This is a genomic window from Allobosea sp. P1_B10 (genome assembly GCF_056406735.1).
Genome location: NZ_JBFTZP010000004.1, coordinates 374,642 through 387,702, shown reverse-complemented (window position 1 = coordinate 387,702; position 13,061 = coordinate 374,642). Strand labels below are relative to the sequence as shown.

The 13,061-nt window shown below is 66.4% G+C and carries 14 protein-coding genes; 6 read left to right on the top strand and 8 right to left on the bottom strand.

Going from position 1 to position 13,061, the window contains the following annotated elements; all coding sequences use genetic code 11:
• Nucleotides 1-65: 65 nt before the first annotated feature.
• From radA to AC1D2L_RS12405, 8 genes are all read right to left on the bottom strand, one after another.
• A complete protein-coding gene (gene radA / locus AC1D2L_RS12440; RefSeq protein ID WP_476846183.1) occupies nucleotides 66-1,463 on the bottom strand; it encodes a DNA repair protein RadA in 1,398 nt (465 codons plus the stop codon).
• A 5-nt stretch (nucleotides 1,464-1,468) separates the two neighbouring features.
• Nucleotides 1,469-2,596: an alanine racemase gene (gene alr, locus AC1D2L_RS12435; RefSeq protein ID WP_476846182.1), complete on the bottom strand. Its 1,128-nt coding sequence runs from the start codon at nucleotides 2,594-2,596 to the stop codon at nucleotides 1,469-1,471.
• Nucleotides 2,593-4,080 carry a replicative DNA helicase gene (locus tag AC1D2L_RS12430; protein WP_476846181.1) on the bottom strand — a complete coding sequence of 496 codons (1,488 nt, stop codon included), beginning with the start codon at nucleotides 4,078-4,080 and terminating at the stop codon, nucleotides 2,593-2,595. The genes alr and AC1D2L_RS12430 overlap by 4 nt, the downstream gene beginning before the upstream one ends.
• A gap of 207 nt (nucleotides 4,081-4,287) precedes the next feature.
• Nucleotides 4,288-4,851, bottom strand: coding sequence for a 50S ribosomal protein L9 (rplI, locus tag AC1D2L_RS12425; RefSeq protein WP_476846180.1), 564 nt, complete (start codon nucleotides 4,849-4,851; stop codon nucleotides 4,288-4,290).
• Between the two features lie 35 nt (nucleotides 4,852-4,886).
• Nucleotides 4,887-5,828, bottom strand: coding sequence for a hypothetical protein (locus AC1D2L_RS12420; RefSeq protein ID WP_476846179.1), 942 nt, complete (start codon nucleotides 5,826-5,828; stop codon nucleotides 4,887-4,889).
• 165 nt (nucleotides 5,829-5,993) lie between these two features.
• Nucleotides 5,994-6,239 (bottom strand): 30S ribosomal protein S18, encoded by a 246-nt coding sequence (rpsR, locus tag AC1D2L_RS12415; protein WP_038367644.1) that lies wholly within the window; start codon nucleotides 6,237-6,239, stop codon nucleotides 5,994-5,996.
• Nucleotides 6,240-6,242: 3 nt separating this feature from the next.
• Nucleotides 6,243-6,713: a 30S ribosomal protein S6 gene (gene rpsF / locus AC1D2L_RS12410; RefSeq protein WP_476846178.1), complete on the bottom strand. Its 471-nt coding sequence runs from the start codon at nucleotides 6,711-6,713 to the stop codon at nucleotides 6,243-6,245.
• 17 nt (nucleotides 6,714-6,730) lie between these two features.
• On the bottom strand, nucleotides 6,731-6,862 hold the full coding sequence (locus AC1D2L_RS12405) for a hypothetical protein (protein ID WP_476846177.1): 132 nt from the start codon (nucleotides 6,860-6,862) through the stop codon (nucleotides 6,731-6,733).
• A gap of 189 nt (nucleotides 6,863-7,051) precedes the next feature.
• Between AC1D2L_RS12405 and fabD the strand changes: the two genes are divergently transcribed.
• From fabD to AC1D2L_RS12375, 6 genes are all read left to right on the top strand, one after another.
• A complete protein-coding gene (fabD, locus tag AC1D2L_RS12400) occupies nucleotides 7,052-7,996 on the top strand; it encodes an ACP S-malonyltransferase (RefSeq protein WP_476846176.1) in 945 nt (314 codons plus the stop codon).
• Between the two features lie 33 nt (nucleotides 7,997-8,029).
• Nucleotides 8,030-8,767: a 3-oxoacyl-[acyl-carrier-protein] reductase gene (gene fabG, locus AC1D2L_RS12395; protein ID WP_476846175.1), complete on the top strand. Its 738-nt coding sequence runs from the start codon at nucleotides 8,030-8,032 to the stop codon at nucleotides 8,765-8,767.
• A gap of 257 nt (nucleotides 8,768-9,024) precedes the next feature.
• Nucleotides 9,025-9,261: an acyl carrier protein gene (locus AC1D2L_RS12390; RefSeq protein ID WP_476846174.1), complete on the top strand. Its 237-nt coding sequence runs from the start codon at nucleotides 9,025-9,027 to the stop codon at nucleotides 9,259-9,261.
• A gap of 55 nt (nucleotides 9,262-9,316) precedes the next feature.
• Complete coding sequence (gene fabF, locus AC1D2L_RS12385) at nucleotides 9,317-10,582, top strand: beta-ketoacyl-ACP synthase II (RefSeq protein ID WP_476846173.1); 1,266 nt, start codon at nucleotides 9,317-9,319, stop codon at nucleotides 10,580-10,582.
• A gap of 146 nt (nucleotides 10,583-10,728) precedes the next feature.
• Nucleotides 10,729-12,075, top strand: a complete 1,347-nt coding sequence (mltG, locus tag AC1D2L_RS12380) for an endolytic transglycosylase MltG (protein ID WP_476846172.1) — start codon at nucleotides 10,729-10,731, stop codon at nucleotides 12,073-12,075.
• A gap of 98 nt (nucleotides 12,076-12,173) precedes the next feature.
• Nucleotides 12,174-13,055, top strand: a complete 882-nt coding sequence (locus AC1D2L_RS12375) for a YicC/YloC family endoribonuclease (RefSeq protein WP_476846171.1) — start codon at nucleotides 12,174-12,176, stop codon at nucleotides 13,053-13,055.
• The last annotated feature ends 6 nt before the right edge of the window (nucleotides 13,056-13,061 follow it).

Below are 13,061 nucleotides of genomic sequence, written 5' to 3'. Positions count from 1 at the left end.
CATGGGCTGGCCGTATCGGTTTTGCTATACGCGCTCCGCGCGTCTGCGTCACCATTGTGACTCAGTCATTTCACATCCCTGCGAGGCGCGCGGGCCGCAATATCGGCAACGAGTTCCGTTACATGGCTGAAACGGCGCAGGTTGAGGCCGCCGCCATCGCCGAAATCGGCGCCGCCACTGGGCATCAGCGCCGCCTCGAACCCGAGTTTTGAGGCTTCCCGGAGCCGCGCCGCCGCGACCGAGACAGGGCGGATGGCGCCTGACAAGGCGATCTCGCCGAAATACACGGCTTCCCGCGGCAGGATGGCGCCACTGAGCGACGACACCAGAGAGGCGGCGACTGCGAGGTCGGCCGCGGGCTCGTTGACGCGCAGGCCGCCTGCGACATTGAGGTAGACGTCGTGCTGACCGAGCCTGAGTCCGCCATGGGTCTCGAGCACCGCGAGCACCATCGCAAGCCGGCTCGTGTCCCAGCCGACGACGGCGCGGCGCGGCGTGCCCAGCGAGGTCGGCGCGACGAGCGACTGGATCTCGACCAGCACCGGGCGCGTGCCCTCGATGCCCGCGAACACGGCGGCGCCAGGCGCGGCCTGGTCGCGGCCGGCGAGGAACAGCGCCGAGGGATTGGTGACCTCCGACAGGCCCTTGCCGGTCATCTCGAAGACGCCGATCTCGTCGGTGGGTCCGAAGCGATTCTTCTGGGCGCGCAGGATGCGGAAGGAGTGCGCGCCTTCGCCCTCGAAGGAGAGCACGGCGTCGACCATGTGCTCGACCACGCGTGGGCCGGCGATCTGGCCGTCCTTGGTGACGTGGCCGACCAGGATCAGGCAGGCGCCGCTGGTCTTCGCATATCGAATCAGGGACTGCGCCGAACCCCTTACCTGCGTTACCGTTCCTGGCGCGCTCTCGACTTCGCCGGACCACATGGTCTGGATCGAATCGATGACCACCAGCGCTGGTCGCTGGCCCTGGCCGAGCGTCGCGATGATGTCCTCGACATTGGTCTCGGCCGCGAGATCGACGGGCGCATCGGCCAGGCCCTGGCGCTCGGCGCGCATCCGCACTTGGCCGGTTGATTCCTCGCCCGAGACATAAACGACCCGCCGGCCGGCATTGGCGAGCGCGGCGCAGGCCTGCATCAGCAGGGTCGACTTGCCGATGCCGGGATTGCCACCCATCAGCAGCACCGAGCCCGGCACGAAGCCGCCGCCCGTGACACGGTCGAGCTCGCCGATGCCAGCCGTGATGCGCGGCGCGTCCTGGGTATCACCCTTGAGGGTTTCGAGCGCAAAGACGCGTCCACGCGCCTTGCCCCCGGACAGTCCACGGCCGCCTGGAATCGGTGCGGCCTGCGCCTCTTCCGACAAGGACGACCAGGTGCCGCATGAATCGCACTTGCCCTGCCAGCGGTGGTAGACCGCGCCGCAAGCCTGGCAGGTGTAGCTGGGAGCCCGTTTGGCCACTCCGGTCAGAGACCGACGTAGCGGCGCGCATAGCGCGAGCCGAGGCTGGTCAGGATCTCGTAGCCGATTGTCTTTGCCCCGGCGCCGACGGCGTCGAGATCGAGCGGGCCGCCGATCAGCGTCACGGCGGCGCCACGCGTCGCGGCATCGGCGGGCGCGTCGCTGACATCGATGATGATCAGGTCCATCGAGACCGAGCCGACGAACGGGCATGTGACGCCGCCGACGATCGCCGAGCCGCCGGTCGTCATGTCGGTCCAGCTGGCATTGCGCGGATAGCCATCGGCATAGCCCAGGCAGATCGTGGCGAGCTTGCGTCGTCCCTTGGCTGTCCACCTGCCGTTATAGCCGACCTGCGTGCCAGCTTCGACCTCGCGCAGCTGAATGATCCGCGATTCGAGCCCGAGCACGGGCTGCATCGGATTGCGACGCTTGGGCGTCGGATTGCCGCCATAGAGCGCGTAACCCGGTCGCGTCAGCTGATAGGAGGGGCAGCCCGGCAGGAAATGGCCAGATGAATTCTTGAGCGAGGCCGGGATGCCGGGGAAGGCGGCGGCGATTTCCGCGAAGGCGGCGATCTGGCGCGCATTGGCCGGATCAGTCTCCTCCTCGGATGAGGCGAAATGGCTCATCAGCAACCCGATGCCGGCGGCGGCGATGACGCCGCTGCGCTCGCGCGCCAGATTGAGGCCTTCGCCGGCCCACAGGCCCAGCCGGTTCATCGCGGTGTCGACATGCAGCGCGGCGGGGCGGACTTTCGCGCCCGTCTGGCGGAAGGCCGCCCAGTCGAGCAGTTCCTCATGCGAACCGAGCACCGGCGAAAGCTCGTGACGCGCATAGGCATCGGAGCTGCCCGGCAGGAGGCCGTTCAGGACGTAGATCGCAGCATCGGGCGCGATGGCCCGGGCGCGGACGCCTTCCGAGAGATGCGCGACGAAGAAGCTGCGGCAGCCGGCGGCATACAGCGCGGTCACAACCGGCTCGATGCCGAGGCCGTATGCGTTCGCCTTGACCACGGCCCCGGCTTCCGTACCGGCGCTGGCGCCGAGCTTCCGCCAGTTCGAGACCAGCGCGCCGAGGTCGATCGTCAGCGTGGCGCCGAAGAGTTCGGGATTGGGAGTGTCGTAGGTCATTCCATGCGCTCCGGCAGGCGGTCATCCTGCGCACGATCGGAGAAGCGGGTCACGTCGGCGTCGAACTGCAGCTGCACGGTACCGGTGGGTCCGTGACGCTGCTTGCCGATGATCAGCTCCGCCAGGCCGTGCGCGGCTTCCATCTCGATCTGCCACTTGTTGTGTTCTTCGGTGCCGGGCCGCGGTTCCTTGCCCTTCAGATAGTACTCGTCGCGATACACGAACATGACGACGTCGGCGTCCTGCTCGATCGAGCCGGATTCACGAAGGTCGGAGAGCTGTGGGCGCTTGTCGTCGCGGCTTTCGACCTGACGCGAAAGCTGGGACAGCGCGATGATCGGGACGGAGAGCTCCTTGGCCAGCGCTTTGAGGCTGGTCGTTATCTCGGTCAGTTCCTGCACGCGGTTCTGGTTCTTGCCGGAGCCCGAGAGCAGCTGGAGATAGTCGATGAAGAGGACGTCGAGCCCCTTCTGGCGCTTCAGGCGGCGGGCGCGGGCGACGAGCTGCGCGATGGAGATGCCGCCGGTCTGGTCGATATAGAGCGGTAGCTTCTCGATCTGGGCGGCGACATCGGTCAGCCGGGCAAAATCACCCTCGGTGAGGCGACCTTGCCGAATCTTGTAGGACGAGATGCTCGATTGCTCGGCGACGATACGGGTGGCGAGCTGGTCCGCCGACATTTCGAGCGAGAAGAAGGCGACGATACCGCCATCGACAGTCTTTAGCGTGCCGTCGGGTTGCCGCTCGCCGCGCCAGGCCTTTGCCATGTTGAAGGCGATGTTGGTGGCAAGCGAGGTCTTGCCCATGGCGGGACGCCCGGCGAGCACGATCAGGTCGGAGGGTTGCAGGCCGCCCATGCGTTGGTCGAGATCGCGCAGACCCGACGAGATCCCCGACATGCCACCAGCGCGTTCATAGGCGGCGGCGGCCATGTCGATGGCCAGACGCAGCGCGGCGTCGAATTTCTGGAAACCGCCCTCATAGCGACCCTTTTCGGCGAGCTCGTAGAGCTTGCGTTCCGCCTCCTCGATCTGCTCGCGAGGCGGCAGGTCGACCGGCGCATCATAGGCGGTGTTGACCAGTTCCTCGCCGACGCCGATCAGCTGGCGCCGGATCGCCAGCTCATAGACCGTGCGGCCGTAGTCCTGCGCATTGATGACGGTGGTCGCCTCGGCGGCGAGACGCGCCAGATACTGCGAGGCCGTGATCCCGCCGAGGTCCATCTCGCCGAGAAACGTCTTCAGCGTGATCGGCGTCGCGATCTTGCCGGCGCGCACAAGGCTCGCGATCAGCTCGAAGACGCGCTGGTGGATAGGCTCGAAAAAATGGTCGGGCAGCAGGAAGTCCGAGACCCGGTAGAGCGCCTCGTTGTTGACCAGGATCGCGCCCAGCAGCGCCTGCTCCGCCTCGATGTTGTGAGGCTGGACTCGGTATTCGGCCTCGCGATTTTCGAGGCGGGCGACGAGGGCGGTTGCTGTGGCCATAACTGCCTTGATAGGAACGCGTCGGGCTGGATTTCAACCCGGCAAGGGGCCGCGCGAGACGCCGCATCAGCGACTCGGATCGGGAAAGCGGTAGTCTACCACTCCGCCAGCATGTGCCAGCAGTCATCCCCGATGTTCACAGGCCCGCCAAAAAGAAAGGCGCCGTGTTGCCACGGCGCCTTGACGTCGATTGTGTCGAGCCTGGGCTCAGCGGTCGTCTTCGCCGGCTTCCGCAAGCGCTGCACCGACCTCGAGGCCGAGATCGTCGAGGTCGAATTCCTCGCGGGCCGTGACGTTCTCGCCGCGGACCTGGCGCTCGGCTTCTTCCTTCGAGCGCGCGACGTTGACGGTGACCGTGACCGAGACTTCCGGATGCAGCACGACCGGAACGGTGTGCAGGCCGAGCGTCTTGATCGGGGCGTTCAGCGTGACCTGGCTGCGCGCGACGTTGAAGCCGTCCGAGGTCAGGGCCTCGGCGACGTCACGGGTCGAGACCGAACCGTACAGCACGCCGGACTCGCCCGACTGGCGCAGGATCACGACCGAGTGGCCGTTCAGCGTCTCGGCGACCGACTCGGCTTCCGACTTCAGCTCGAGGTTGCGGGTCTCGAGCTCGAGGCGCTGGCCCTCGAAGCGCTTCCGGTTCTCTTCGGTGGCGCGCAGCGCCTTGCCGCGAGCGAGCAGGTAGTTGCGGCCGAAGCCGTCGCGGACACGGACGACTTCGCCCATCTGGCCGAGCTTGGCGACGCGTTCTAGCAGGATAACTTCCATGATTCTGGTCTCCTTTGATGAGGTGTGTTTGATGGTCAGGCGTTGGGTGGTGGTGGCAACGCGACCCGCTTGCGCAGGCCGAGAAGGCTGTCGAGGAGGCCCGCCAGAGCGAGCAGCGGCGTCAGGACCGCCTGCATCACGATGAGCGAGACATAGACGGAGATCAGCATCGGCGTGCGCCAGGGCTTGCCGCGCGAGGCGTCGTGCAGCAGTGCGAGCCCGCTAAACATGAACGCGGCCAGCAAGGCGCCCGCCATGGCCGCGCCGGCTATGCCGACAAAGCCTCCGACAAAGGCGAATGCGACAGACAGGACGAGCAGCCCGAGGGCACGGCGTGGCAGCGTCGTGCCGGGAATGAAGGGCCAGGGGCGCGGCAGGCGTCCCGAAACCTGGACGGCTTTGGCGGCGATCCAGAGATTGGCGGCAATCGTGGTGACGAAGGACGCGCCGATGCCGACAGGCACTGCCGGGGCCAGGCTCTGGGCGAGGTCGGGCAGGCGGACGTCGCCGGGCAGAGTCAGCAAACGCGCGCGGACCATCTCGCCCAGAAGGTTCTCGATGATGCGGGCCGTGACCGAACGGTAGGCCTCGTAATCCGTGGTCATCACCAGCGCGCTGCCGACTGTGATCAGGGCAGCCGTGCCGGCGATCCAGAGCAGGAGATGGCCGAGCGGATACCATTCGATCCCCTGCGGCTCCTGACGCGCCAGCAAGGCGAGATAGGCGATCCACCAGGCCGGCAGGGCGATGATGATGGCAAAGGCGATGCCAGCCGTGAGGCTGAGCACGACCGCGACTGTGAGCGCACCGGCGACCGTGGCGAAAAGCCCGGCGCGATGATTCCAGCCCAGCGCGGCAATGAAGATCGGAAGCGGGGAGGCCGAATACAGCACGGCCGCCAGCGGTGATCCCGCGATCACAACTGCGAAGAGCAGGGCCGATACCAGGCCCGCGCCGATGCCGACGATCGGAAGCATGCTTTCGTCCTGCTGTCCCGCTGCTCGTGGCCTTCAGGGCCGGGCAGGGTGAGAGGCGTCTCGCCTCAACGAACCCGATGGAGTTTCACCACTGGGCGACTGGATTGGGTGGCGTCTAGAAACTTCCGGCAGCGCGATGCGCTGCCGGAAGGATATCAGATCCGCTCAGCGGATGACGTAGGGCAGCAGGCCCAGGAAGCGGGCGCGCTTGATCGCCTGGGCGAGCTCGCGCTGCTTCTTGGCCGAGACGGCCGTGATGCGCGACGGCACGATCTTGCCGCGCTCGGAGATGTAACGCGAAAGCAGGCGCACATCCTTGTAGTCGATCTTCGGAGCGCCCTCGCCCGAGAAGGGGCAGGACTTGCGACGGCGGAAGAAGGGGCGGCGTGCGCCGGCAGATGCAGTCGACATGGATCAGGCCTCCGCGCCAGTTGTGGTTTCGGTGCCTTCGTCTTCACGACGCGGACGGTCACGACGCGGGCCACCGCGGTCGAAACGGTCACCACCGCCACCCGGGCCTCCGCGATCGAAGCGGTCGCCGCGCTCGCCACGATCGTCACGATCGCGCTTCTGCAGCATGGCCGACTGGCCTTCCTCGAGCTCCTCGACGCGGACGGTCAGGAAGCGCAGGACGTCTTCATTGATGCGCATCTGGCGCTCCATCTCCAGCACGGCGGCGGAGGGGGCGTCGATGTTCAGCAGCGAGTAGTGCGCCTTGCGGTTCTTCTTGATGCGATACCCGAGCGACTTGACGCCCCAGTACTCGACCTTCGGAACCGAGCCGCCATTCGCCTCGATGATGCCCTTGAACTGCTCGACAAGGGCTTCGACCTGCTGTGCGCTGACGTCTTGTCGCGCGAGCAGGACGTGCTCGTACAATGCCATGGATTGGCCTTTCTGTTTCACCCTGCTTCGCCCGGCGCGGAGCCCTCCGAGCCCTGGAACAGGCCCGACAGGATTTCATCGAAGGCGGAGACACGGGATGACGATCCCCCGAGGGGAACCTGCCCAGCGATATGGAATCGCGTAGCCATCCGTTCAGCCTCCGGCCGAACAAGCAGGAGGCGGTCGTTACAGGCTCATGGCCTCACGCGCAACCGAAATCAGTGCAAAGGCAGCCGTACGGATGCAGAAATATCGCGCAAAATGCTTGACGCAGCCTCGCCAGCAATGTGACAGGCCCGTCCCAGTAACAAGAATGTCATGACCGAGGTTGTTCGCCGATGTCCACCGCTTTCATCTTTCCCGGCCAGGGTTCGCAGATCGTGGGCATGGGCAAGAGCCTGGCAGACGCCTTTCCGGTCGCCCGTCGGGTCTTCGACGAGGTCGATGCGGCCTTGTCGCAGAAGCTCTCCGCCGTGATGTGGGATGGGCCGGCCGAGACGCTTACGCTGACCGCCAACGCCCAGCCGGCTCTGATGGCCGTCAGTCTCGCGGTTATCCGCGTGCTCGAGGCCGAGGCGGGGCTCGACCTGAAGCGCGATGCCGCTTTCGTTGCCGGGCATTCGCTGGGTGAGTATTCGGCGCTGGCCGCAGCTGGCGCCTTCAGCATCGGCGATGCTGCGCGCCTCCTGCGCATCCGCGGCGATGCCATGCAGCAGGCCGTGCCGGCCGGGCAGGGCGCGATGGCGGCGCTGCTCGGCTCCGATCTCGAACTGGCTCGGGCGATCGCCGCCGATGCGGCGCAGGGCGAGGTCTGCGAGGCGGCCAATGACAATGGTGGCGGCCAGGTGGTGCTCTCGGGCACAAAGGCTGCGGTCGAGCGGGCGATCGCTCTTTCGGCCGAGCGCGGCGTCAAGCGCGCCATGCTTCTGCCGGTCTCGGCACCTTTCCACTGCGCCCTCATGCAGCCGGCCGCCGAGGCGATGCGCGCGGCACTCGCCGAGGTTTCCGTGAATGCTCCGGTCGTGCCGGTGATGGCCAATGTCGGCGCTGCCCCGTTGAGCGATCCCGAGGCGATCCGTGCCTCACTGGTGGCACAGGTCACTGGCACCGTGCGCTGGCGCGAATGCGTGCTTGCGATGACGGAGGCCGGGGTCGATCGATTCGTCGAGGCGGGCAGCGGCAAGGTGCTGGCTGGTCTGGGCAAGCGCATTGCGGCCGGCGCGACCACGATCTCGGTCGGCACGGCCGAGGATATCGCCAATTACACGACCCAGAACGGGTGAGAGCGGCAGAACGCCGTGCCAAGGGGAGAGACCATGTTTGATCTGACGGGCAAGAAGGCCCTCGTCACCGGCGCGACCGGTGGCCTGGGTGGCGCGATCGCGCGGCTGCTGCACCAGCAGGGCGCCAGCGTCGCGCTCTCGGGCACGCGCGTCGAGGCGCTCGAGGCCCTGGCTGCCGAACTCGGCGAGCGCACCGTGATCGTGCCCTGCAATCTCTCCGACAAGGAGTCGGTCGAGGCGCTGGTGCCGGCGGCCGAGGAGAAGCTCGGCGGGCTCGACATCCTTGTGAACAATGCGGGCGTCACGCGTGACAACCTCTTCCTTCGCTTGAAGGACGAGGACTGGGACAGCGTGATCGCGGTGAACCTGACAGCAGCGTTCCGGCTCTCGCGCGCTGCCGTGAAGACGATGATGCGGCGTCGCTACGGGCGCATCATCTCGATCGGTTCGATCGTCGGGACGACGGGCAATCCGGGCCAGGGCAACTACGCGGCCTCCAAGGCCGGCCTGATCGGCATGTCGAAGGCCCTGGCGGCAGAAGTCGCCAGCCGCAACATCACGGTCAACGTGGTCGCGCCAGGCTTCATCGAGTCGCCGATGACGCAGGCTCTCAACGAGAAGCAGCGCGAAGGAATCCTGTCCGACGTGCCAATGGGCCGTCTCGGCTCGGGAGCCGACATCGCAGCGGCGGTAGCCTATCTCGCGAGCAACGAAGCAGCCTACGTGACGGGGCAGACCCTGCACGTCAACGGTGGTATGACAATGGTTTGAATGGCTTGGCGGCATTTTTGAATGCCGCCAAGAACAGGCCCTGCGCACTCGCCACTGAAAATTCCCTGTGCTAACTAGCGCCGTCTCGCTACGGTTCGCGGGTTCGGGGACTTGACGGGGACCCGGTTGTTGCGTTTGTGCAGGCTTCGAGAGTTCCGGCCCGTCGGCACCGTTTCGGTGATGCGGGATTCAGGAGTGCGGTTCCACATACGCGTCGCGATCCAGCGGTGTGTTTTCAATCTTTAAGGAATAGACCCATGAGCGATGTCGCCGAGCGCGTGAAGAAGATCGTGGTCGAGCATCTCGGCGTCGAGCCGGAGAAGGTCGTCGACGGCGCGAATTTCATTGAGGATCTGGGCGCTGACAGCCTCGACACCGTCGAACTCGTCATGGCCTTCGAAGAAGAGTTCAGCGTCGAGATCCCCGACGATGCGGCCGAGACGATCGTGACCGTCGGCGACGCCGTCAAGTTCCTCTCGAAGACTGCTGCCTGAACGGCCTCCAAGGTCGCTCGCAGCTGAAAGCCCCATGGTTCCACGCAGCCTTTCGATGAGACGTGTCGTCGTCACCGGTCTCGGCATGGTGACGCCGCTTGGATGTGGCTTCGAGCCGACTTGGGCCCGCCTCCTGGCGGGTCAAAGCGGCGCCGGACCGATCACGAGCTTCGACGCAAGTGACCTGTCGGCGCGTATCGCCTGCAATATCACGCGCGGCGATGGCTCGAACGGCACCTTCAATCCAGACGACTGGATGGAGCCCAAGGAGCAGCGCAAGGTCGATGATTTCATCATCTTTGCGATGGCAGCTGCCAAGCAAGCGTTGAGGGACGCGAACTGGGAGCCTCAAAGCTATGAGGACCAGGTTGCGACCGGCGTTGCGATCGGTTCCGGCATTGGTGGGCTTGGCGGGCTTTATGAAGCCTCCATCCTGCTGAAGGAACGCGGGCCGCGTCGGCTTTCACCCTTCTTCATTCCCGGTCGCCTGAGCAATCTGGCGGCCGGCTACGTCTCCATCGAGAACGGGCTCAAGGGCCCCAACCACGCGGTCGTTACTGCGTGCTCGACTGGTGCGCATGCGATCGGCGATGCCGCCCGCATGGTTGCTCTCGGCGATGCCGATGTAATGGTCGCAGGCGGTACCGAATCGGCCATCAATCGGCTCGGCATTGCGGGTTTCTGCGCCTGCCGGGCGCTTTCCACCGGATTCAACGACACGCCTGAAAAGGCCTCGCGGCCCTATGACAAGGATCGCGACGGCTTCGTCATGGGCGAGGGGGCCGGCGTCGTCGTGCTCGAGGAACTCGAACACGCCTTGGCGCGCGGTGCCCGGATTTACGCCGAGGTCGTCGGCTACGGCATGTCGGGCGATGCCTATCACATCACCTCGCCGGCCGAGGATGGCGACGGCGCCTATCGCTGCATGCAGGCCGCGCTGAACCGCGCCGGAATTGCGGCGTCGGACCTCGACTACATCAATGCCCATGGCACCTCGACGCAGATGGGCGACGAGATCGAGCTGCGTGCCGTCGAGCGGCTGCTTGCGGATGCTCCGAGGAAGCCGGCGATGTCCTCGACGAAGTCCGCAACGGGACACCTTCTCGGTGCCGCCGGAGCAATCGAGGCGATCTTCTCGATCCTGGCGATCCGCGACCAGATCGCGCCGCCGACGATCAATCTCGACAACCCGTCGGTCGAGACAGATCTCGATCTGGTGCCTCACGTGGCCAAGAAGATGCGGATCGATTCGGTCCTCTCCAACTCCTTCGGCTTCGGCGGAACGAATGCCTCGCTGGTGATGCGGCGCTTCGTCGACTGACGGATACCGGTGGCCAGCGCGCTTTCGCCATAATTTTCGCTAGTGTGTACGGCGAAATCAGGACAGATTCCGACTGGCGGGCGACGGCGCGAGACGCGCCCGAATCGCCTCCCATGACGACATAACGAACTGCGAGCGCCAGCACCGTGAACCAGCCGCCCCGCGTAGCCCCCAAGAGTCCCCGCGAGGCGCTCAAGCCGGTCGCTCCGCCGGCACCGCCGCCCAAGACACGTCGGCGCCGTCGCAACCCTTTCATCGGGATGCTGAGCGGGCTCTTTACCTCGCTTCTCGTCGTCGGCGGCCTTGCTGGCGTCGGCGTCGCGATGGTCTCCAGCCAGAGCAAGGCGCCGGGACCGCTGACCAGCGACCGCGTGCTGATCATTCCGCGTGAAAGCGGTCTGACAGAGATCGCCGACCTGCTTCAGCGCGAGGGTATGATCGAGCACCCTTGGGCGTTTCGCATCTCCGCCCTGGTGAGTGGCAACTGGACCAAGCTCAAGGCCGGCGAATATCTGTTCAAGGCGCGCGCGAGCCAGCTCGAGATCCTCGACATCATTGCCGATGGCAAGGCCGTCGAGCATTCGATCACCGTTCCCGAAGGATTGACGAGCGAACAGATCATTGCCCGTCTCAAGGACAACGACCTGCTGACCGGCGAAGTCATCCAGGTGCCGCGCGAGGGCACGATCCTGCCCGACACCTATCGCTTTCCGCGTGGCTTCAGCCGCCAGGCGATCGTGGACCGCATGACCCGCGACCAGAGCCGCATCCTTCGGGATGTCTGGGCCAAGAGGCCTGCCGACCTGCCGATAAAGACGCCGCAGGAACTCGTGATCCTCGCCTCGATCGTCGAGAAGGAGACCGGTCGCGCCGATGAGCGGCCGCGGGTCGCCGGCGTGTTCATCAACCGCCTCAACCGGAAGATGAAGCTGCAGTCGGACCCGACGATCGTCTATGGCATCGTCGGCGGCAAGGGCACGCTCGGGCGCTCGATCATGCGCAGCGAGATCACCCAGGCGACGCCCTACAACACCTATACGATCGACGGCCTGCCGCCGGGGCCGATCGCCAATCCGGGCCGCGCAGCCATGGAGGCCGTGGTCAACCATTCGCGGACCAAGGACCTCTATTTCGTCGCCGATGGCAGCGGCGGGCACGCATTCGCAGAGACCCTGGAGCAGCACAATCGCAATGTCGGTCGCTGGCGCCAGATCGAGGCGGTCAAGCGCGAGCCGGGCAAGCCGCCGTCCGAGGCGTCGATCGACAAGGTCGAGCCGCCGCCGGCGCCCGATTCCCGTACCGAGGCTCCGGGCGCCCAGCGCATCAATGCCGAGGGCGGACTGCCGCTCGCGCAGCCGGGCTCGGCTGTCGAAGCCGGCGCGGCCACGCGGGCGCGTGCCTTCGACGCCTCCGAGGGAACGCCGCGCGATCCGCTGCTGAACAAGACTTACGACCTGAATTCGCCGCAGCGCGTTCCAGCCCTGCGGCCCTGAGCGCCGGCCACGTTGCCGGCACCTGCGCGAAAAAGCGCTTTCCCCTTTTTCCTACCCTGATCTAGGGTCCCGGCGCATCGCCGGGGCGGAGACATCGTATGGCCATCGAGAGCATGACGGGCTTTGCCCGCGTCGCGGGTACGGCAGGCGTCCACGCCTGGGCCTGGGAGATCCGCAGCGTCAACGGGCGTGGGCTCGATGTCCGCGTGCGTGTGCCACCCGGCTTCGAGGGCATTGCCGAGGTCGCCCGCAAGCGCATCTCCGGCGCGTTCGCGCGCGGCACGCTGCATGTCAATCTCTCGGTCACCAGCGATGCCGGCCCACCGCGCCTCCGCGTGAACGAGGCGGCGCTGGCGGCACTGCTCGACGCCGTGGCACGCCTGCCGGCGAACGACGCGATCCGCCCGGTCTCCTATGACGGCCTGCTGGGTATCCGTGGCGTCGTCGAGCTTGCCGACGAGGCGCAGGACGCGCTGGGCCAGGTCGAGGCTCCCGTTCTGGCGGGGCTGGAGGCTGTCGTGGTCGGGCTCAAGCAGGCGCGGCAGAGCGAGGGGCAGGCACTCGGCGCCATCATCGCGGGCCATCGCGACAGCATTTCGCGCCTGACGACCGAGGCCGAGGGGCATCCTGCGCGCGGTGTCGATGCGATCCGCGAGCGCCTTGCGACGCAGGTTGCGGCCCTGACGGACGCAAGCCCCGCGCTCGACCCGCAGCGCCTGCACCAGGAGGCTGCGCTGCTGGCCGTGAAGGCCGATATCCGCGAGGAACTCGACCGGCTGCATGCTCATGTCACGGCGCTGGGCATCCTGCTCGGCGAAAGCGGCGCGATCGGCCGGAAGCTCGACTTCCTCTCGCAGGAATTCGGACGCGAGGCCTCGACGCTCTGCGCCAAGGCCGGCGATCCCGGCCTGTCGCGTATCGGGCTCGATCTTCGCACGGTCGTCGACCAGATGCGCGAGCAGGTTCAGAATGTGGAGTGAGCGCTG

What these genes read in the sequence shown, in the direction of transcription:
- alr (WP_476846182.1), bottom strand. Translation starts at nt 2,596, where the DNA reads ATGACCTACGACACTCCCAATCCCGAACTCTTCGGCGCCACGCTGACG.
- AC1D2L_RS12430 (WP_476846181.1), bottom strand. Translation starts at nt 4,080, where the DNA reads ATGGCCACAGCAACCGCCCTCGTCGCCCGCCTCGAAAATCGCGAGGCC.
- rplI (WP_476846180.1), bottom strand. Translation starts at nt 4,851, where the DNA reads ATGGAAGTTATCCTGCTAGAACGCGTCGCCAAGCTCGGCCAGATGGGC.
- AC1D2L_RS12420 (WP_476846179.1), bottom strand. Translation starts at nt 5,828, where the DNA reads ATGCTTCCGATCGTCGGCATCGGCGCGGGCCTGGTATCGGCCCTGCTC.
- rpsR (WP_038367644.1), bottom strand. Translation starts at nt 6,239, where the DNA reads ATGTCGACTGCATCTGCCGGCGCACGCCGCCCCTTCTTCCGCCGTCGC.
- rpsF (WP_476846178.1), bottom strand. Translation starts at nt 6,713, where the DNA reads ATGGCATTGTACGAGCACGTCCTGCTCGCGCGACAAGACGTCAGCGCA.
- AC1D2L_RS12405 (WP_476846177.1), bottom strand. Translation starts at nt 6,862, where the DNA reads ATGGCTACGCGATTCCATATCGCTGGGCAGGTTCCCCTCGGGGGATCG.
- fabD (WP_476846176.1), top strand. Translation starts at nt 7,052, where the DNA reads ATGTCCACCGCTTTCATCTTTCCCGGCCAGGGTTCGCAGATCGTGGGC.
- fabG (WP_476846175.1), top strand. Translation starts at nt 8,030, where the DNA reads ATGTTTGATCTGACGGGCAAGAAGGCCCTCGTCACCGGCGCGACCGGT.
- AC1D2L_RS12390 (WP_476846174.1), top strand. Translation starts at nt 9,025, where the DNA reads ATGAGCGATGTCGCCGAGCGCGTGAAGAAGATCGTGGTCGAGCATCTC.
- fabF (WP_476846173.1), top strand. Translation starts at nt 9,317, where the DNA reads ATGAGACGTGTCGTCGTCACCGGTCTCGGCATGGTGACGCCGCTTGGA.
- AC1D2L_RS12375 (WP_476846171.1), top strand. Translation starts at nt 12,174, where the DNA reads ATGGCCATCGAGAGCATGACGGGCTTTGCCCGCGTCGCGGGTACGGCA.